Raw genomic sequence first — 20,671 nt, 5'->3', positions numbered from 1 at the left:
TTTTACTCAACATGTATAAAAATACATAAATGAAACATCGGAGGCACACGACAATGGCAAATAAAAAAGTAGTTTTAGCATATTCAGGTGGGCTTGATACTTCTGTAGCAATCCCTTGGTTAAAAGAACAAGGTTGGGACGTAATCGCAGTATGTCTTGACGTAGGTGAAGGTAAAGATCTTGAATTTATTAAAAATAAAGCACTTCAAGTTGGTGCAATTGAATCATATATGGTAGACGCAAAAGACGAATTTGCAGAAGAGTATGCATTAGTTGCATTACAAGGTCACACTTGGTACGAACAAAAATATCCATTAGTTTCTGCATTATCTCGTCCATTAATTTCTAAAAAATTAGTTGAAATTGCAAATGCAACAAACGCAGATGCAGTAGCACACGGTTGTACTGGTAAAGGTAATGACCAAGTTCGTTTCGAAGTTTCAATTAAAGCATTAAACCCAGATTTAGAAGTTTTAGCTCCTGTTCGTGAGTGGGGATGGAGCCGTGATGAAGAAATCGAATACGCTCAAAAACATGGTGTACCAGTTCCAGCAACAATCGATTCTCCATTCTCAATCGACCAAAACTTATGGGGTCGTGCAAACGAAGCTGGTGTAATGGAAGATCCATGGGTAGCACCACCAGAAGAAGCTTATGGTTTAACAGTTTCTGTAGAAAACGCTCCTGATACTCCAGAATACATCGAAATCGAATTCGTTGAAGGTAAACCAGTATCATTAAATGGACAAGAAATGAAACTTGCTGACCTAATTCAAGAATTAAACAAAGTTGCAGGTGCTCATGGCGTTGGACGTATCGACCACGTTGAAAACCGTTTAGTAGGTATTAAATCTCGTGAAGTATACGAAATCCCAGGTGCAAAAGTTCTTTTAACTGCACACAAAGAATTAGAAGATATTACATTAGTGAAAGAATTAGCTCACTTCAAACCAATTATTGAGCACAAACTATCTGAAGTTATCTATGATGGTCTTTGGTTCAACCCAATCCGCGTTGCACTTGAAGGCTTCTTAAAAGAAACTCAAAAATACGTAAACGGTACTGTACGTGTGAAATTATTCAAAGGTCATGCGATTGTAGAAGGACGTAAATCTCCAAACTCACTTTATAGTGAAGAATTAGCTACTTATTCTAAAGCAGACCAATTCAACCATGCATCAGCTGTTGGCTTCATCGAACTATGGGGTCTTCCAACAGTAGTAGCATCAGAAGTAAATAAAAACAAAGCAGTATTAGCTAAAAAATAATCATCTTTGAAATAACAGGCTACTTGTTAAGAGTAGCCTGACACAAGGTTAGGTGTGTCCTATGACGAAATTATGGGGTGGACGTTTCCAAAAGTCAGCGGAATCTTGGGTTGATGAATTTGGAGCATCCATTGGTTTTGACCAACAATTAGTAATGGAAGATCTTGAAGGTAGTGTTGCTCATGTAACAATGCTAGGAGCACAGGGAATTTTAGATTCTAAGGAAGTAGAACAAATTCTTGCTGGCTTAGCAGAGTTAAAAAAGAAGGCAGAGGCTGGAGAACTCGAGTTCCATGTAGCAAACGAAGATATCCATTTAAATTTAGAGAAAATGTTAACAGATTTAATCGGTCCGGTTGGAGGTAAATTACATACTGGCCGTAGCCGTAATGACCAAGTTGCAACAGATATGCACTTGTTCCTAAAGAAACGTGTTGTTGAAGTGGTTGAATTAATCGAAGCTTTCCAAAAGACGATTTTAGAAAAAGCCGAGCAACACATTGAAACGATTGCACCAGGATATACGCATTTACAACGTGCACAACCTATCAGCTTTGCACATCATTTAATGGCTTATTTTTGGATGTTAGAACGAGATAAAGAACGTTTTAACGAATCAATGAAACGTATCGATATTTTACCATTAGGTGCTGGAGCAATGGCTGGGACGACTTTCCCAATCGATCGTGAAAAATCAGCGGAATTATTAGGTTTCAGTAAAGTATATCCAAACTCAATGGATGCAGTGAGTGATCGTGATTTTATTGTAGAGTTTTTATCAAATTCTTCATTATTAATGACACATTTATCACGCTTTGCTGAAGAAATTATCATTTGGTCTACAGATGAGTTCAAATTTATTGAGTTAGACGATGCATTTTCAACTGGTTCATCGATTATGCCTCAAAAGAAAAATCCTGATATGGCAGAGCTTATTCGTGGCAAGACTGGTCGTGTATACGGCAATCTTATGGGATTATTGACAGTGTTAAAGGGGACTCCTTTAACGTATAACAAAGATATGCAGGAAGATAAAGAAGGTATGTTCGATACAGTTCATACAATTCTTGGTGCATTAAAAATCTTTGAAGGTATGGTTCGTACGATGACAGTAAACACTGAACGTCTTCACAGTGCAGTTCATAGTGATTTCTCAAATGCGACAGAACTTGCGGATTATCTTGCAACGAAGGGTATGCCATTCCGTGAAGCTCATGAAGTAACAGGTAAACTTGTATTTACATGTATCCAACGTGGAATCTTCTTATTAGATTTACCGCTTGAAGATATGCGTAAGGAAAGTGAATTACTTGAAGAGGATGTTTATGACGTATTAAAGCCTGAAGCTGCAGTTCGTCGTCGTCATTCTTTAGGTGGAACTGGATTCGATCAAGTTCGCATTCAAATCGACAAAGCTAAAACGCTTGTATCAACAAATTAACCAAAACATCTATTAATGCTGCACAGTGATGCACAATAGACTTGACGCATTTTATTCATAAGCCAGAGGGTAACCGAATAAAATAAAAACTTTATATCCAATATGCAACATATAAAGTCAAATGAAACTGTCTCGGAGTCGCGGGACAGTTTTTTTGTATAAAAAATAAAAGTAAAAAGTAAATTAAGTATATTTAGCATAAACGTAAAAATAACATACACTGTTAATACTTACATAACGATTATCCGAATATCTTCCTTTGTTCAGAAAACACTATAGAAAAGGAGGTTTTCTGTTGATGAAAATGAAAATTGCAGTTTCCGTATTGCTTATTATAGGTACAGCAGTTGTTGGCAAGATAATGACACCTCCTCCAAGTGATGAAATAACAAGTGCTCAAGAAATTGCTCCCGAGTATGCAAAATGGGGAAGAATGGCGATGCAAAACGTCATGGAAAAATACCCTAATGCGAATGTCGTTGATTATCTTCACATAGGTCGAGAAGTTGGCACAGAAAATACAGTCGAAAAATTTAAGCTATGGTTAAGAGCTGATGATAATCATGAATTCGGTGTATTTGTTGATATAACATTCAATAATCAAACAGAAGAAGTGATCAATATTAAGTTCACCGAGACGGATCGATAGTCAGCAATGCCCTTAAGTAACCATCGACTAACCCGTGAATATACTATTTAATAAGTACAAATCAATTATGATTTGTACTATTTTTTTTAATCACTATTGTTTTGCATTTATCCAAAAAAACTTAGTAAATTTTATAAAACTAGGCTAATGACATCTCATTATAGGATAAAAGCACATATATTTAGCAAGACAATACAAATAGGAGGGTTATGTCGATATGAATAAAGCTTTACTTGATACAATGGTAGGGCAGGTCATTAGAGTCGATCGTGGTGGACCAAATGCGGCTGTTGGAAAATTGCTCAAGGCAGGTAACGATTACTTTGTTCTATTAACGAAAAAAGATGGTGTCATTCTTTATACAACACACCATGTAAAAAGTATTACACTTGATTCAAAAGATCAAGGTGCATCAAGTGTAACGGTTCCAGAAGGCTTAGAAGGATTATTCGATGAGGATAATTTAAAAGGTGTACTTTGTAAAATAGGTAGACGTTGGGTAAAAATTAATCCTGAAAAATTAGAAGGTGTATTAAACGAAGTATGTGACGATTATCTAACAATCATTTTTAAGGAAGAAATTATCTACGTATCTATGTTCCACCTTCGCAATATAATTATCAGTGGAACATCTTCTTCAGGTGAAGAAAATAACGAAGAAAGTGATAACAACGAATCTGAAAATAGCTCAGGTGGAAGAAGACGTCGTCGTAGATAAGTAATGTTCTTGCAAAACTCTCTGAACAGATAGGAGGGAGAGTTTGAACAACGTATTTAATCAATTTAAAAAAGAAATTGTCAAAGTAGATTTGGTAGGAAAATCAGATTTTAGAGGTACTTTAATAGAATCTAATGATGAAATAATTGTTCTTTTTGATGGCGATGATTTTGTCTATATACCAATGAACCATGTAGACAATATTTCTGTAGTACAGGATGAAATGGACACTATTCAAAGACCTTCAATTTTACCTACCTATCTGAATGGAAATGATGAAAAAGTACTAACTTTTGATGAAATGCTTAACCTGGCGAAAGGGTTTTACACTGAAATTTATTTTGCAAATAGGCAACCAATTCATGGAATAATATATAATGTTATGAGTGATTATTTTATCTTCCACTCGCCGATTTATAAAACACTATACATTTCAAAACAACATTTAAAATGGTTAATACCTTTTCTGGATCAACAACGTCCCTTTGATTTAACGGATAAAGAGCTAAAAAATCGTTCAAAAACAACATTTGAAGCTAGCTTTGAACGCCAAATTGAAAAAATGAAAAATAAATTAGTGGTGTTTAACCTAGGTGAACAATCGCATCATATAGGTAAGTTAGTGAATATGAATAATAAAATGATTGAGATTCGTACTGCTCGAGGGAATACAATATTGCTAAATCTAGAGCATATTAAATCAATGCATGAAGTCTAGTGAAGAAGGTAATCGTTAATTTAAATTAAGGATTAATTTGAATAAGAAAAGTAGCACATTAAACTGAACGTTTAGTGCTACTTTTTTGTTTTGTTATTCTATTTTCGGATTTGACCATTTCCACGAATAAAATATTTTGTTGAAGTTAATGCAGGTAATCCCATTGGACCACGCGCATGTAATTTTTGTGTACTAATTCCGATTTCAGCGCCATAGCCATACTCGAAGCCATCTGTAAAACGAGTAGATGCATTATGATAAACTGCTGCTGCATCGACACTTGTTAAAAAGACATCTGCAGCCATTTGATCTTCTGTGATAATGGCTTCTGAATGATTTGTACCGTAAGTATTAATATGGTTGATTGCTTCGTATACATTGTCAACAACTTTCACACTTAACGTAAGTGACAAATACTCTGCTGCAAAGTCTTCTTCGGTTGCGAGAGTAGCTTGTGGTAAGACGTTACAAACATGTTCATCACCGATGATTGTAATCCCTACTTCTGAAAGTTGTTTTAATAGGGAAACACCATGCTCCTTGAACCAATCTTCAGCCATAAGTAGACTTTCTGCAGCATTACATACAGAAGGACGTTGAGTTTTTGCGTTTAGAATAATGTTAAGTGCCATATCATAATTTGCACTATTATCTACATAAACGTGACAATTGCCAGCACCTGTTTCTAAAACAGGCACAGATGACTCACGTACGACTAAATCGATTAATCCTTTACCACCACGTGGAATTAATACATCTAAATATTCAGTTAGGTTAAATAATTCTTTAGCAGTTTCATGGGAAGTATCTTCTATTAATTGGACAGCTTCTAAAGGAATCTCGGTTTTCTCAAGCGCACGGTGAATTGTTGAAACAAGGGCAATGTTTGAAAACTTTGCAGAAGAACTTCCGCGTAAAATCACCGCATTACCAGTTTTCAAGCTAAGTGTTGCTGCGTCAATCGTTACGTTTGGACGCGCTTCATAAATCATACCGATTACACCAATTGGAACACGGCGTTTTTCAATAAGTAATCCATTTTCCTTTGTAATTGATTCTAATTTTTCACCAACTGGATCCTCTAGCTCTACTAATTGATGAATGGCTGTAGACATCGCTTGAATTCGAGATTCATTAAGCATAATTCGATCAAGTGTTGAATCAGGTAACCCTTTTTCTTTGCCAATTGCTAAGTCTTTTTTATTTTCTTCAATAATGAATTGTTGGTCGATTAACAGTTGTTCTGCGATTTTTACTAAAGCATCATTTTTTTCTGCAGTAGTTTTTACGTTCATTGTGTAGCTTGCATTTTTTGCTAATTTTCCTTTTTTACGAACTTCACTTTCTATTACGATGTTTGTCATACGAATACCCCCTATATTTATTATGCTTTTACCCATTTATCTCGGTGAATCACTTCAATGGATTTTACAGCAATTTCATCAGAACGTTTTCCAAGTGCACATTCTAGTTCATCACTGGAATACATTACTTCTCCACGGCCTAATAGTGTGGAATTACAATAAACTTCCACGACATCCCCTTTATGAAAGGCGCCTTCAATTCTGTAGATGCCAGCTGGTAATAAACTTTTCCCATTCATCAAAATGGCTTGTTTTGCACCTTCATCAATATAAAGTTTTCCTGATACTTCAGTAAGACTAATCCATTGTTTTTGATTAGGAAGAATCATTTGTTGTTCGCTTCCTATATATGTTCCATCCCCATGACCTTCTAAGATGTCAACTAATTTATTTTCACCACTACCATTTCCGATGAATACTTTTACACCAGCTTGAATGGCAGTGCGGGCAGCTAATAGTTTGGACTGCATACCTCCAGTTCCAACCTTTGAACCAGATCCAGCAGCAAATGACAACATTTCTTCTGTTATTTCTGATAGGTGGTTAATCCGTTTGGCATTTGGATTTTTCATTGGGTTGTCATCATAAAAGCCGTTAATGTCTGTTAGAATAATTAATTGGTCTGCGTGAACGAGTCCGCTTACTAAAGCAGAGAGCATATCATTATCACCGAAAGTTAATTCGGTAATTGAAACTGTATCGTTTTCATTAATGATTGGAATAATGTTACGTTCGAGCAATTCCGTAAAAGTTGCATAGGCATTTTTGTAGCGATCTTTCTTCGAGAAATCCGTTCGAGTCAGTAAGATTTGTGCAGCAGTAATGTTATGGGAAGAAAAAAGCTCTGAATAATACTGGATTAAAAGACTTTGCCCCACTGCAGCAGCTGCTTGTTTTCCTTTTAATGTGACAGGTCGTGATGGGTAACCGAGTTTTCGGAAGCCAGCTGCTACCGCTCCAGATGAAACAAGTAAAACATCGTGACCTGCATGCTTTAATTTCGCAAGCGCATTGATATGATCTTCTAATTTATTATGGTCAATTTCGCCTTTTGAGTTAGTTAATGAACTGCTACCGATTTTAACGACAATTCTTTTTTTCTCCATTAAAATCCTCCTAAAATAAAAAAACCCTTCTCGCCCTATAAATTAGGGCGAAAAAGGTTACTTTTCCGTGGTACCACCTAGATTGAACTTGCATTTGCCAAGTCCCACTTTGTTCTCATAACGCTTGAGTCTGCGTCTAGTTTTGCTAGAAGCTAGCGAAGTAGGTTCTGCGGGCCAATTTGTACGATGTCTTGCAGCCGATGAACATCGCTCTCTTTTCAAATGGTATTCCACATACTAGTCTTCGTTCCACCAAATCTTAAATTTCTTTTAATATGCAATAGTTTTGAAACTTTGTCAATAGAATTTATAGAATGTTCGAAAATTTTAAAAGGTAGTAGTTTGTAATATGATTAAGGGATTTTCTAATTATTCGTTGTGCTGGGTAAAATAGTTGTACGTAAATTATGAGGAGCGAAAGGATTAATGAAAATAGCAGCTATACAGATGTGCTCCATTTCGGGTCAAATAGAAAAAAATAAATTGAATGGTTTTAAACATATTTTATACGCTATACGAAAAGGGGCAGACCTAATTGTGTTACCTGAACTTTGGTCTTCAGGATATCATTTAACAACACAAACAGTCATTAAATTACAACAGCCATCTAAAGCAATTGTGGAGGAATGTCAACAGATTGCCAAAACATATGGAGTGGTCCTTGTCGTTCCGTTCATTGATAAAATTGAAGATGATCTTTTTATTGCAGTAGCTATCATTGAGAAGAACGGACAAATTTTGAAAATCTATCATAAGTCTTTTCTTTGGAATAAGGAAAAAACTATTTTTAAGCCAGGGAAAATGGAGTTGGTACCTGTTCAAACGTCTGTTGGTAAAATTGGAACCCTGATTTGTTATGATATGGAGTTTCCTGAAACCTGCAGAATCCTAACATTGCGTGGGGCAGAAATCATCATTATACCGTCTGTTTTTAGCTTTGGGTCAGAAAAAAGATGGGATATTCAACTTCCAGCAAGAGCAGTTGATAATACAGTATTTGTTTTAGGTGTAAATTCAGGGTAGTGTCAAAACTTCTATGAAAAATTGAAAAACACAAGGTATTGGGCGATAAGTACTCTCCGAACGAGGGGACAATCGCTCTTGACAAACATTCCGAAAAGGTTGCGCCCATATTTTTGAGGGCGAAGGGGAAAAAGTAGGCACACCAAATAACCCTCGCCAAATACCAATTTTAACCTTTTCTCCATTCGGTTTGTCAAGAGTTCGCTACGCCGATTGTCATTCGTATGTAGTTATTTGAGGGCTCTGCTAAAAAAAGTAGGCTGCGGTTATTTCGTTAACTCCAATTGGGCCAGTTCAATCAGTTTTGTCCAACGTGCTGGCATATGTGGCATCTGGTCCAACTCTGGAATCATGACCGGCACACGCTTTTCCAGCTTTGCATGCGGTCGAAGGAAATTAAAATAGGCCACAAACATCGTCACAAACGATACCGAGCCAGCTTCGGAACCAAAGCCTGTTGTCGCACGGTAATGCCCTTTAAATGTCCGGTTTAGACGTTCGATAATTTGTTTCAACCAACGATATTCGGCTGACACTGGATCTTCGTTCGTTAAGCCTATCACTTGTGTCACATCAAACCAAATGTCATGTTGTGCGAAAAAGTGTTGTGCTAATAAGTAAATGGGGTTGCCATCCACGATTAAATTCAGGTTTTCGGGAATCTCCTTGAACTTTTGTAAAACATCATCGATTGCTTTAATGGCAGACAATGTATCGCGATTAGGCGAAACACGGTAAGAGAGAATAACTTTTTTCGCCGCATCAAAGAAAAAGAATAAGTAATGCCATTTCCCATTAACCCGAATATACGTTTCGTCGCCACAAAATTGATCGGACAGTTCATAAGGATAACCATCAACGAAGGGCTTCATCAAGATGGAGACACTGTTCACGTAATTTAATATCGTTTGATGTGAAATGGAAACATTATGTATGTCTTGCATAATCGCTGCTGTTTTCCGTGCTGAAATACCGTAATTCACATGGTATGTCAAAATCAATCCAAGTGTATGGGATGACGTATGAATCCGTGATAAATCTACACGTGGTTTTACTGGTGATGCTGGAGATAAAGGTTGATAATCAAACAAAAATTCACGATAAATATAACGCACTTTAAACGCCTGTGGATCTTGTTTAAATCGGGTCTTTTCTTCCTTACTCATTCGACCTATATTGGATAAATAATAGGAACACTGATTACTTTTACACTTCCAAATGTGAAAATCTTTTCGCTCTTTAATTTTCTCTAAGGTCTTCATACAGTGGGGGCAACGAAGAATAGCCTCTTTCTGATAGCGACTTTTTTGATTAAATAAGCAATCACATACCTTACATTGATATTGTCCTTTTGCACCATTATTCGCATACAAATACGAGGAAGGTGCACCACACTTAGGACAACAGAGGTTTTCAGGTACTTTTGATTTGGACTTGGCGTGTCGTCTTACAGGCTTTAATTCTTTGCCATGTTCATGGAAGTAGGCGATTAGTAAATCCTGAAAGGATGCTTTTTCAGGTTGATACAGAATGGGTAACTTATCAACTTGTAACTTGCGGTATTCTTTATTAATTGGCTGTTCAGGACGCACACTTCCAACAGCCTTACCAAATATTATCACCATTAATATTTTAATTATTTTTTCTTGGTACTTGATAAATTCAATTAAATACGCTAATAATTGAGGGTACAAACTTGTCACTTCCTTTTTGGGTAGTTTTGTGTGTGGTAACCTCAACTAACACCAAAATCCAGGGGGTGGCAAGTTTTTTTGCGTAAAAGACTATAAAACCAACGATTATTAGCGATTTATATATATAAGTTTTGACAATACGAAATTCAGTAGGGGAGGGGAGTTGTGGGAAAACGAAGCTAATTAATCCCAAGGGTGCATTGGTACATGAATGTTCTAGACTTTCAGAGGAAATATTACTGTGTGATATTAACTTAAATGAAATCTACAACACGAGAGGAAAAATCCCTTATTTAAACGAATTAGATTCTAAATTATATCCAAGAATATTATGACATTGCTATCATGTTGGCAAAGTTTTTTTAATTTATAACACAGTATTTAAGAGTGGTGGACGAGCATATAGTAGGGAAAACCCGTACAATTAGGTAGGTGTCTACTATTGAAACAGTTGGTACTAGAAAACGGTTTATTACTAACAGATATGGAAGTAGAGATAAAAGGTAAGGTATTAACATTAAACCGTGTTTTAATTGATACCGGTTCAGCTTCTACGTTGATTTCGTCCGATGTAGCTGCATCCTTTGGTATTGTAGCCGAAGATCATGACCCGATATATCGTATTTATGGTGTTGGTGGATTTGAATATGTCTTTTCTAAAGTAGCCGATGCTATAAAAGTGGGGAATCAAAGTGTTAAGCATATTCAGGTCGAATTTGGAGATATGGACTATGGTTTTGCAATAGATGGAATTCTTGGAATAAATGTTTTGAAGAAGTTGAAAGCAGTTATTAATATGAATAATTTATCTATCCATACTGCAGAAATCGATAGAGCGAATATGAACTAGAATGATAGAAAGATATGCTACAATATGGTAATTAGGGTTAAAAGGAGAGATACACTATGGATTATATTAGAATCACGAGCATTGAAGATCCACTATTTGCTAGTATGCACAAATTATTAGGTGAGGTGTTCCCACCAGAAGAAGTACTAGAATTTGAGCTATGGAAAGAACCAATAGAAGATCCAAGTATCCGTGTATTTGTTGCTGTTCATGAAGGGGAAGTAGTAGGGGCAACTGAATATCGTTATTATCCTCAGTGGAATATCGCGATGACAGATTTCACGATTATCGGTCAACCAGGTTTATCACTTGGACGCTTTTTAGCCAAAAACCGCGAGCAAGATTTACATCAACTTGCAAAAGACAATGGCAAAGTATTATTTGGAATGTTTGCAGAAATTTATAATCCATACTTTAAGGAAGATTTTGATTTCGGTGGTATCAAGCCGATGAATCCATACGTTCGTCGCGAAGTACTATCCCATCTAGGTTATCAACGTCTTGACTTCCCATACTTACATCCCTCTTGGAAAAATGATGGAGAGGCGGTTAAAGGTCTGGATTTATGCTTTATGCCAACGGACGAAAATGTGAAGGAAATTCCAGCAAGTTTAATTGTTGATTTTCTAAAAGATTATTATAAAGTACTTCCGAATAAACCAAAGGCATGGCTACAAATGATTGAATACATCGAATCTTATGAAAATATAAAGTTGATGCCGTTATAGAGTTTATGAATTGGGCTGTGTAGAAGAGTATTCTTCTTCACAGCTTTTTTGATACTTTTATTTAAGTAGTGGTGCTTCTGCGGTGGTCACACCATGATATCATCACTCGTAACACATAGATTGTGCTCCTGCGGTGGTCACAACAAGTTGTCACCATCCTCGTCGCAATTTATCTGTGACAAAAGCGTAAGCGACAGTCACAATTTATCTGTGGCAAAAACGTCAGTAACAGCCACAATTTATCTGTGGCGAAAACGTCAGTGACAGCCACAATTTATCTGTGGCAAAAACGTCAGTGACAGCCACAATTTATCTGTGGCGAAAACGTCAGTGACAGCCACAATTTATCTGTGGCGAAAACATCAGTGACAGCCACAATTTATCTGTGGCGAAAACGTCAGTGACAGCCACAATTTATCTGTGGCGAAAACGTCAGTGACAGCCACAATTTATCTGTGGCGAAAACGTTAGTGACAGCTACAATTTATCTGTGGCGAAAACGTTAGTGACAGCCACAAAGGAGAAGTCTCAAAATATCTTTTCAGACTTCTCCTTCCATACCGTATTGAGCAAAAATTTGCAATATTCGTATGAATAGGTGATGTTTTATTTCGGAATTTAAAGTAAAATAGTAAAGTAATATAATTTGATAACGGAAGTTCACAATAAGCGTGATATTTAGTTTTCTGAATTCTCATTTAATAATTGGAGGCTACACAATGTTAGACATTACAACACAATTAACAACTAATCCTAAAGAAAAACCTGCTGCAGACGAACTTGGTTTCGGAAATTACTTTACTGACCATATGTTTGTATTAGAATATACAGAAGGTATTGGCTGGCATGATGGTCGTATTATTCCATATCAACCAATTTCCCTTGACCCATCTGCAATGATTTTCCACTATGGACAATCTGTATTTGAAGGGTTAAAAGCTTATGTAACGGTAGATAATGATATTTTATTATTCCGTCCAGAACGTAATTTTGCTCGTCTTAATCATTCAAATGATCGTTTATGTATTCCAAAAATTGACGAAGAGTATGCATTAGAGGCTTTAAAACAATTAGTGAATGTGGACCGTGAATGGGTACCAAGTGCTCCAGGTACTTCTCTTTATATCCGTCCATTTATTATTGCAACAGAAGAACATTTAGGAGTACATCCTGCAAAAAATTATAAATTTATAATCATCATGTCTCCATCAGGCTCTTACTATAAAGAGGGAATTAACCCAGTAAAAATTATGGTAGAGCAACAATTTGTTCGTGCCGTAAAAGGTGGTACTGGTGAAGCGAAAACTGGTGGTAACTATGCAAGTGCACTAAAAGGTCAAGAAATTGCAGATCGTGAAGGGTACTCTCAAACATTATGGTTAGATGGTAAAGAAAACCGTTATGTTGAAGAAGTTGGTAGTATGAACATCTTCTTTAAAATTAACGGAACAGTTATTACTCCTGAATTAAACGGTAGTATTTTACCTGGTATTACTCGTGACTCAATGATCCAAGTATTAAAATCAAAAAATATTCCGGTTGAAGAACGCCGTATTTCTATTGATGAAGTTGTAGAAGCTCACAATAACGGAACTTTAGAAGAAGTTTTCGGAACAGGGACAGCAGCGGTTATTTCACCAGTTGGCGAGTTAAAATATTTAGAAGTAAAATATATCATTAACAATGGCGAAATCGGTGAAGTTTCTCAAATGTTATATGATACATTAACTGGCATTCAAACAGGAAAAATTGAAGATACTTTTGGGTGGACAATTCGTTTATAAAATAGTGGAATCGTAGCTACTAACAAAGGTAGCTGCGATTTTTTTTATAGAGGAGAATATTCAAAATTAAAAAGGCGAGCACAAAGATCTCACCTTTTTCTAAACTATTCTCTTTTATTCGATTGTTGATCTTTATCGTGGTTTGTTGCATTGTTTTTATTCTTTACTTTAGAATCAAATTCTTCTGCAATTTCTGCCGTGTTATCTTCTGGGTTATCTTGATGACTTGTAGTGTTTCTGTGTAAGTGTTTATAAGTTTCAAATGGATTATGATTTCGTTCATTCAGCGTTTTTTTATTATTTCTATTTCTACTCAAGCTGCTCACCTCCTAATGGTTAAGGTGTGCATTGATGAAAATTTTATGCTTTTCAATTTGTTCACTATAATATACCTAAAATACCATTTACAGAGGTAACTAACTCTGATACACTTAACATCAGTAATAAAAACTATATATTGTGTTCGTTTTTAATTGGTACTACTACATGTAGTTTAATAGGGAAGCCGGTGAGATTCCGGCGCTGTCCCCGCAACTGTAAAGCTGACGAAGATTCAATTACCACTGTGCATTTTGCATGGGAAGGGAATCCGCGGATGAAGCGAAGCCAGGAGACCTGCCAAGTAAAAACACTCAAAACATTTCTTCGGGGATTGAGAAATGGAGACGGTACCATTTTTACATCAATCGTTTCCATTTTATTGCTATCTCTTTTCGAAGAGGTAGCTTTTTTTATTTCCCCTTTACGAAAAGGAGAGGGATTAAATTGATGAAACTTTATACAAAAACAGTATGTCCAAAATGCTTATGGATTAAATCAGAACTCATACGAGCAGGAATAGCCTTTGAAACTATTAACATCGACCATGATGAATGCGCAAAAGAAAAGATACTTGATGCCGGTTTTCTAACCGTACCAGTAATCGAAATGGATGGTTTATTTTCTGGTAATCTCAATGACATAATGAGCAAAATCGAGCTGAGTATTTCGTGATTGTCTTTGCAAGTCGTACCGGAAATGTTCGGTATATTGCCTCAAAATTAAACGGCGATAAACAAGAAATTAAAGAAGGTTTAGTACTACAACAACCATATTTATTAATGACCTATACCGATGGATTAGGACAAATACCTGAAAAAGTTGCGAGGTTTTTAGCGAGGAATGCTCAACATTGTAAGGGTGTTGTTGTCAGTGGCAATCGAAATTTCGGTAATAATTTTGGCGTTGCAGGAGATAAAATTGCATCCCTTTACACCATTCCATTAGTTAGAAAAATTGACTTGCGCGGATATCCTGCAGACTACGAAGCTATCCAACTGTTTTATGAAATGAGGGTTTTGAATGAAATCATACTTGAAACTAAATAATGAAGTGCTGAATCAATATAGTCGAACAGGTTTATTAGAATTAGAAAAAGATCGAGAAGCAACCCGACGTTATTTTTTAGAGTACGTAAATGTGCGTTTACGTTATTTTATTGATATAGAAGAAAAGATTCGATATTTAGTAGATGAAGGATATTATGAACGTGAATTTTTGGATTTATACGATATAAATTTTATTAAAAAATTGTATAAAAAAGCCTATGAATATAACTTCCGGTTTCCTTCGTTTATGAGTGCAAGCAAGTTTTATGACGCGTATGCCATGAAAAGTAGAGATGGGGAAGAAATACTAGAAAAATATGAAGATCGTATTGTTATTATCGCTCTCTATTTAGCGCAAGGAGATAAAGAACTTGCAGAAAGAGCAGTAGAAGCAATTATGGAAGCTTACCAACCAGCCACACCAACTGCATTAAACAGTGGGAAAAAGGCAAGGGGAGAGCTTGTTAGTTGTTTTAAATTATCAATGGACGACACGATGAATAGCATCGCTGAAAATATTGGCTATTGTTTAGAACTTTCACGACTAGGTGGAGGGGTTGGGGTTAATTTAACAGATTTACGACCATTAGGCGACCCGATTAAAGGAATCATAAACCGAGCAAGTGGGGTCATACCGGTAGCAAAACTGTTGGAAAATTCCTTTAGTTACTCCAATCAACTTGGACAACGGAATGGTTCGGGGGTCGCCTATTTAAATATATTCCATGGGGATATCGAAAGCTTTATTTCATCAAAAAAACCAAATGCCGATGATAAAATTCGTCTAGCTACTTTATCCACAGGTATTATCATTCCAAATATATTTTTTGAGTTAATGAAAAGAGATAAAGATATCGTTTTATTTAGTCCTTATGATATTTATAGAGAATATGGTAAAAGAATGTCTGAAATCTCGATAACAGAAATGTATTATGAATTGCTTGATAATCCAAATATCCGGAAACTAAAGCGACTGAATGCGCGGAAGCTTTATACAGAAGTGAAAAAAGCACAGTTTGAATCTGGCTATCCCTTTGAAATTTTTGATGACAATGTGAATGATGTGCATCCACTTAAAGCTATTGGACGAGTGAAAATGTCCAACTTATGTACAGAAATTTTACAAGTTCAACACACGAGTAACATTACTGATCAAGACGAACCCAATGAGTATGGTCTCGATGTATCATGCAATCTTGGTTCCATTGATATTCATGCTGCTACGAAAGTGAATGATTTTGAAAGATTAATTGATACTTCCATGCGTTTATTAACTAACGTTTCACTCATGACAAACATAAAAAATGTACCATCCGTTGCAAAGGCAAATCAAATGATGCATTCAGTAGGACTAGGTGTCATGAATTTACATGGCCATCTCGTCTCAGAAGAAATCTTATATGGTTCTCATGAGGCAATCGAGTTTATCGATTGTTTCATGGAAGCAGTAAACTACTATTCTCTTAAAACATCAGTGCAGATTGCAAAGGAGCGTGGAGAAGTGTTTTATGGGTTTGAGAAAAGCGATTATGCAACAGGTGAATATTTTACTGCTTATATTTCAAAAGAAGATAGAGAACCGACAAATAAAATAAAAAAGGCATTAGGTCATGTGCCAATAATTTCGTCAGCAATGTGGAAAGAGTTGTCCCATCAAGTTAAAGAATTTGGATTGTTCCATAGCTACCGATTAGCAATTCCTCCGACTGGTTCAATTAGTTATATCCGTTCATGTACAGCTTCGATTGCGCCTATTACGGAACGAGTAGAAGTGCGGGATTATGCAGATAGTCGTACGATTTATCCAATGCCGTTTATGAATAACGAAAATATGGATTACTATGTGGATGCGTACAACATCGATCCGTATAAAATGATTGATTTATATGCAGCAGCGCAAAAACATATCGACCAGGGGATTTCTTTAACTTTATATGTAACCGATCAATGGACAACCGAACAACTGGCAAAAGTTTATATTTATGCATGGATGAAAGGGATTAAAACAATCTATTATGTTCGTCAGCGTTTGCAAACCATTGAAGAATGTATTGCTTGTCAAATATAGTTTCGGAGTGTGTATGAGAGTATGAAAAACAAACCAATCCAAGCAATTAATTGGAATCGACCAACTAGTGAACTTGCTCAAGTGTTTTGGGAGCAACAATGGAAGCAAATTTGGTTTCCAGAAGAAATTGCCGTTAGTAAAGATGTAAAGCAATGGCAAGATTTTGAACATCAAGACACATATAAAAAGGTGTTAGCGGGTTTAACATTGCTGGATACCGTTCAAACGAATGTAGGGATGAATGAAATAGCAAAGTATACGCAAGACCTGCAAGAAAAAGCAGTTTTAACAGCATTCGGTGCATTTGAAGCCATTCACGCAAAATCCTATTCTTATATTTTTACAACATTATGCAAAAATGATGAAATTGATGAGCTTTTTGAATGGGTGAAGAAGAATGAATTTTTACAATACAAGGCTGAACGTATTAATGAAGTGTATTCTTCCATTCAAGAAGGGGATTCAGAATCTCTTTGGAAAGCGATGTTTTCGTCTGTTATGCTCGAATCGTTCCTATTTTATTCCGGATTTTTCTATCCGCTCTACTTAGGTGGACAAGGATTTTTACGGAATAGTGCAGAAGTTATTTCACTCATTTTAAGAGACGAATCCATTCATGGGGTAGCAGTGGGATATTTCGCGCAAAATTTGTTTCAGCAGTTTTCTTCTGAAGTACAAGATACGTTAAGAGTATGGGGGTATGAACTACTCTTAGAACTTTATCAAAATGAACTAAATTATACGAATGACGTCTATGCAGAGACAGGATTATGTCCTGAGGTAAAGGCTTATATTCGATATAATGCAAACAAAGCCTTAATGAATTTGGGGTTAGATACGATGTTCCCAGAAGAAGAAGTGAATCAAATTGTGATGAATGGGATACGAAATGAAGGGACTACGTATGATTTCTTTTCACAAAAGGGGTCTACTTATGCAAAAGCAAAAGTAGCTCCAATAACGGATGATACGTTTCGATTTGATTTTTAGAAGATAGGAAGGGGGCTGTGTTAAAAGTAAAATGACTTTTAACACAGTCTTTCTTTGTAATAAATATCTAATATAGAATTGTTCTTCTGCGGTTGTCGCATCAAAATGCTACCGTCTCAAAAGTAATTTTCAGACGGCTCCTATTGCTGCTAAGCCTTTCTAAATTAATGGATTAGATGTTAATGTAGTAAATATACGTGTTGTAGGAGTGTGGTTATGTTCAATTTTATAGATGATTTGGTAGGTGCTATATTAGATTTTCTAAAACCTATAATATATTTTTTCGTTGGGCTGATGTTAGTGGGGATTCCTTTGATAGCCATTGCTAAACTTTTTGAATGGTGGTTTTCATAACAAAACGCCCTTTAAAAAAAGGCGCTTTTATAAAACTTATTTCTTAGAATTTTGTTTTACAAATTCATCTACTTGCGCCTTTAAATCTTCTACCATTTCTTTAAGAGCTTGTTTATCTTCTTCAGATAATTTATTTTTTGCTTGTTCTATGTTAACACCATTTTTTCGTAGGATATTTGTTACTAAAAGGTCTACTACTTTATTAGGAATTCCCTTTGGAGAATTTTCATTACTCACATATTTCACCCCTTTTAAAACTTCTTTAACCATCAGAATATGCACGAGTCTTTCCATGAGATACAAATAGTTAAAATAAATTCCCACGCAAAGTATACGTTTGCGTGGGGAGAACAGGACTAAAGGAGATTTTAAATAAATTTATTTATAATCCTGATATTATAAGACATCTAGTTGACCAATTAAAGCAACTAGAATTTGAATCATTGCTTGTAGGTTTACTGCGATGTCAGTATCAGTTGTTGTTACTTGAATTTCTTTGGAGTTTTCGATGATTGTTCTTTGTGAATTGTGTTGTCTTGTTCTCATGAATTGTTTCAAATCATGTGCTACTTTTTTACCTTGATTAGTGTCACCAAGTGTAATATTAATTACTGCTGCTAGGGCTGCTTGAATTCCAAGTTGTAAAGATAAAGCAACTTGCGTATCTGTTGTTTGGACATTAACATACTCGGAGTCTCTTACAATAATCCATTCATGAGAGTGTTGTATTGTTTTCGCTTTTTCAGTAGCATCTTGTAAAGCGTCGGCATCATTGTTCAGGTCATTTTTTCCATCCCAATAATCTAAAGCTCTCCATTCGTTTGCCATTTTTTTCACCTCACTTTTTTAAAATTAAGCAATGTCTAATTTCACTACTAATGCGACTAAAGCTTGTAGTAATGCTTGAATATGTGCAGAGATATCTGTGTCAGTTGTTGTAATGTTTACATCTTTTGAATTTCTCACTAAGATTTTTTGTTTATTTAATTGCTCACTTTCAAAATGTTGTAATAGGTCCTGAGTGATTTCATTTCCACGTTCAGAATCAGCAACTGTAATACTAATAATTAAAGCAATTGCTAATTGTAATGCCGCTTGAAGAGAAATAGATGCTTGAGTATCTGTTGATTGAACAGTTACGTTAATAGAGTCTTTAATCCAAATTACTTCGTTGGACTCTTGATCAATTAATGACAGCATATCTGCATCCTGAAGGAGATCAGCGTCATGATCGTATCGATTACTCATGTATCTTCCCTCCCCTTTAGGTGAATGGTAGTAATTACATTTCTTACAGTTCTTTTTTGAATCATCATTTTTACAGTGACAGAATCTACATTCCCAATTTGCCATTTAGAAACCTCCTTTCAACATGATTGATAAGTAAGTTGAAAATCCATCAACTTCTGACTATAGGATATGAACAGGTGAAAAATTGATATAGTTGTTTGTCTATTTTTAAAAATAAATCTTAGATAGTTAATAGTGATTTGCCTATTTTGAAGTAAGAAATGGGAGATTGACCTAGTTAAAAAATAGGAAAGTACCTAGTGAAATGAAAAAAATATTTTACATCATATTGAAAATGGTTCAATCATTACATACTAGGAGATAGAAGGGAGTATGAGGTAATGAAGATTGAGGTAGGCAAAGGCATTGATTTTATTGGAGATATCCATGCTTGTTATGATGAATTTATTGAATTACTAGATAAATTAGGATATCAACTTAATAACGGTTTATATATCCATCCAGATGGACGTAAGATTGTGTCTCTTGGAGATGTTATGAGCCGTGGCCCACAATCTATCAAATGTATGGAATTTTTTTTAAACCATGTAAATGCGGGGCTTGCTTATATGATAGACAGTAACCATGGATGGAAAATTGCAAGATGGTTAATGGGAAGAAAGGTCAAACTTAGCCATGGTGATGAAAATGTGGAAGAAGAGTTTCAAGAATTTGAAAAATTAGAGGGTAAAAAAGAAACGGAGAAATTAAAAGAAGAGATAAAAGAGTTATTATTAAACGCACCTTCCCATTATATTTTTACGGTAGATGGTGAAGCGCGAGTTGTTTGTACACATGCTGGTATTCGTGACGATTTTATAGGCAAAGAAAATGATAGAATTAAAAACTTTTGCCGTTATGGGGATGTTGCAGGGATGGATGAAAAGGGAAAACCGATACGAAAAGAATGGTATAAAGAACATAAAGGGGACTTACTGATTATATGGGGACACGATCCAAAACGAGAGCCATTAATTGTGAACAATACAATTAATATAGATCAAGGTGTAGTATTTGGTGGTAAGTTAACATGTTATCGATATCCTGAGGAGGAATTTGTTTTTGTAAAAGCAGCCAAGAATTATTCTGGTAGGATTGGAGAAGACAATCCAATTAATCGATAAAAATGGTTGGGACACGCTTAGCTATAAAGGTTGTCCCCAACTATTTTTATTTTTTCTTTTATATAATTTCCAATAACACAATCGTAAGGTAATATAGCAGCATCATTTTGTTTAAAATCATTTCTCATTAGCAGA

At 35.6% G+C, this 20,671-nt stretch carries 21 protein-coding genes and 1 riboswitch; of the genes, 14 read left to right on the top strand and 7 right to left on the bottom strand.

The window, feature by feature from the left end; genetic code table 11:
• Positions 1-53: 53 nt before the first annotated feature.
• The 5 genes from NKR20_RS10175 to NKR20_RS10155 all read left to right on the top strand — a co-directional run bounded on the left by NKR20_RS10175 (position 54) and on the right by NKR20_RS10155 (position 4,794).
• A complete protein-coding gene (locus NKR20_RS10175; RefSeq protein WP_121213786.1) occupies positions 54-1,268 on the top strand; it encodes an argininosuccinate synthase in 1,215 nt (404 codons plus the stop codon).
• A 61-nt stretch (positions 1,269-1,329) separates the two neighbouring features.
• Positions 1,330-2,709: an argininosuccinate lyase gene (gene argH, locus NKR20_RS10170; protein WP_253426165.1), complete on the top strand. Its 1,380-nt coding sequence runs from the start codon at positions 1,330-1,332 to the stop codon at positions 2,707-2,709.
• A 298-nt stretch (positions 2,710-3,007) separates the two neighbouring features.
• Entirely contained in the window at positions 3,008-3,358 is a 351-nt protein-coding gene (locus tag NKR20_RS10165) for a DUF3889 domain-containing protein (protein ID WP_342768791.1), read from the top strand.
• Positions 3,359-3,575: 217 nt separating this feature from the next.
• Complete coding sequence (locus tag NKR20_RS10160) at positions 3,576-4,076, top strand: hypothetical protein (RefSeq protein WP_121213784.1); 501 nt, start codon at positions 3,576-3,578, stop codon at positions 4,074-4,076.
• A gap of 43 nt (positions 4,077-4,119) precedes the next feature.
• On the top strand, positions 4,120-4,794 hold the full coding sequence (locus tag NKR20_RS10155; protein WP_253426162.1) for a DUF2642 domain-containing protein: 675 nt from the start codon (positions 4,120-4,122) through the stop codon (positions 4,792-4,794).
• Between the two features lie 98 nt (positions 4,795-4,892).
• On the opposite strand, the gene NKR20_RS10150 is transcribed toward NKR20_RS10155, so the two are convergent.
• On the bottom strand, positions 4,893-6,158 hold the full coding sequence (locus tag NKR20_RS10150; protein ID WP_253426159.1) for a glutamate-5-semialdehyde dehydrogenase: 1,266 nt from the start codon (positions 6,156-6,158) through the stop codon (positions 4,893-4,895).
• Between the two features lie 20 nt (positions 6,159-6,178).
• The gene (gene proB / locus NKR20_RS10145; RefSeq protein WP_121213782.1) at positions 6,179-7,264 is read right to left on the bottom strand and encodes a glutamate 5-kinase; all 1,086 of its coding nucleotides are present in this window, start codon (positions 7,262-7,264) and stop codon (positions 6,179-6,181) included.
• A gap of 426 nt (positions 7,265-7,690) precedes the next feature.
• Between proB and NKR20_RS10140 the strand changes: the two genes are divergently transcribed.
• Positions 7,691-8,287, top strand: coding sequence for a nitrilase-related carbon-nitrogen hydrolase (locus tag NKR20_RS10140; protein WP_253426156.1), 597 nt, complete (start codon positions 7,691-7,693; stop codon positions 8,285-8,287).
• Positions 8,288-8,553: 266 nt separating this feature from the next.
• Here NKR20_RS10140 and NKR20_RS10135 read toward each other — a convergent pair whose 3' ends face one another.
• Entirely contained in the window at positions 8,554-9,981 is a 1,428-nt protein-coding gene (locus NKR20_RS10135) for a DDE-type integrase/transposase/recombinase (protein ID WP_253428046.1), read from the bottom strand.
• Between the two features lie 442 nt (positions 9,982-10,423).
• Between NKR20_RS10135 and NKR20_RS10130 the strand changes: the two genes are divergently transcribed.
• From NKR20_RS10130 to NKR20_RS10120, 3 genes are all read left to right on the top strand, one after another.
• Positions 10,424-10,831, top strand: a complete 408-nt coding sequence (locus NKR20_RS10130) for a retropepsin-like aspartic protease (protein WP_245987471.1) — start codon at positions 10,424-10,426, stop codon at positions 10,829-10,831.
• A gap of 56 nt (positions 10,832-10,887) precedes the next feature.
• The gene (locus NKR20_RS10125) at positions 10,888-11,559 is read left to right on the top strand and encodes a GNAT family N-acetyltransferase (protein WP_121213780.1); all 672 of its coding nucleotides are present in this window, start codon (positions 10,888-10,890) and stop codon (positions 11,557-11,559) included.
• Between the two features lie 719 nt (positions 11,560-12,278).
• Positions 12,279-13,343, top strand: a complete 1,065-nt coding sequence (locus tag NKR20_RS10120; RefSeq protein ID WP_121213779.1) for a branched-chain amino acid aminotransferase — start codon at positions 12,279-12,281, stop codon at positions 13,341-13,343.
• A 104-nt stretch (positions 13,344-13,447) separates the two neighbouring features.
• Here NKR20_RS10120 and NKR20_RS10115 read toward each other — a convergent pair whose 3' ends face one another.
• On the bottom strand, positions 13,448-13,660 hold the full coding sequence (locus NKR20_RS10115; RefSeq protein WP_121213778.1) for a hypothetical protein: 213 nt from the start codon (positions 13,658-13,660) through the stop codon (positions 13,448-13,450).
• A gap of 140 nt (positions 13,661-13,800) precedes the next feature.
• A riboswitch (cobalamin riboswitch) is annotated at positions 13,801-13,980 on the top strand.
• Between the two features lie 131 nt (positions 13,981-14,111).
• Between NKR20_RS10115 and NKR20_RS10110 the strand changes: the two genes are divergently transcribed.
• The 4 genes from NKR20_RS10110 to nrdF are packed head-to-tail and all read left to right on the top strand — an operon-like array spanning position 14,112 to position 17,768.
• A complete protein-coding gene (locus NKR20_RS10110) occupies positions 14,112-14,336 on the top strand; it encodes a glutaredoxin family protein (RefSeq protein ID WP_121213801.1) in 225 nt (74 codons plus the stop codon).
• Entirely contained in the window at positions 14,333-14,710 is a 378-nt protein-coding gene (gene nrdI / locus NKR20_RS10105; protein ID WP_121213777.1) for a class Ib ribonucleoside-diphosphate reductase assembly flavoprotein NrdI, read from the top strand. The genes NKR20_RS10110 and nrdI overlap by 4 nt, the downstream gene beginning before the upstream one ends.
• Entirely contained in the window at positions 14,685-16,778 is a 2,094-nt protein-coding gene (gene nrdE, locus NKR20_RS10100) for a class 1b ribonucleoside-diphosphate reductase subunit alpha (RefSeq protein ID WP_121213776.1), read from the top strand. The genes nrdI and nrdE overlap by 26 nt, the downstream gene beginning before the upstream one ends.
• Before the next feature lie 21 nt (positions 16,779-16,799).
• A complete protein-coding gene (gene nrdF / locus NKR20_RS10095; RefSeq protein ID WP_121213775.1) occupies positions 16,800-17,768 on the top strand; it encodes a class 1b ribonucleoside-diphosphate reductase subunit beta in 969 nt (322 codons plus the stop codon).
• 390 nt (positions 17,769-18,158) lie between these two features.
• Here the strand turns inward: nrdF and NKR20_RS10090 are convergent, their stop codons facing one another.
• The 3 genes from NKR20_RS10090 to NKR20_RS10080 all read right to left on the bottom strand — a co-directional run bounded on the left by NKR20_RS10090 (position 18,159) and on the right by NKR20_RS10080 (position 19,370).
• Complete coding sequence (locus NKR20_RS10090) at positions 18,159-18,359, bottom strand: spore coat protein (RefSeq protein ID WP_245987470.1); 201 nt, start codon at positions 18,357-18,359, stop codon at positions 18,159-18,161.
• Between the two features lie 159 nt (positions 18,360-18,518).
• A complete protein-coding gene (locus NKR20_RS10085; RefSeq protein WP_121213773.1) occupies positions 18,519-18,950 on the bottom strand; it encodes a spore coat protein in 432 nt (143 codons plus the stop codon).
• Between the two features lie 24 nt (positions 18,951-18,974).
• Positions 18,975-19,370: a spore coat protein gene (locus NKR20_RS10080; protein ID WP_245987468.1), complete on the bottom strand. Its 396-nt coding sequence runs from the start codon at positions 19,368-19,370 to the stop codon at positions 18,975-18,977.
• A 383-nt stretch (positions 19,371-19,753) separates the two neighbouring features.
• Between NKR20_RS10080 and prpE the strand changes: the two genes are divergently transcribed.
• The gene (gene prpE, locus NKR20_RS10075) at positions 19,754-20,536 is read left to right on the top strand and encodes a bis(5'-nucleosyl)-tetraphosphatase PrpE (RefSeq protein ID WP_121213771.1); all 783 of its coding nucleotides are present in this window, start codon (positions 19,754-19,756) and stop codon (positions 20,534-20,536) included.
• Positions 20,537-20,671: the final 135 nt, after the last annotated feature.

Origin of the sequence: Ureibacillus endophyticus, assembly GCF_024159215.1 — a bacterium.
In the GTDB taxonomy this organism is placed as follows: Bacteria; Bacillota; Bacilli; order Bacillales_A; family Planococcaceae; genus Ureibacillus; species Ureibacillus endophyticus.
This window is presented reverse-complemented; position numbering and strand designations above follow the sequence as displayed.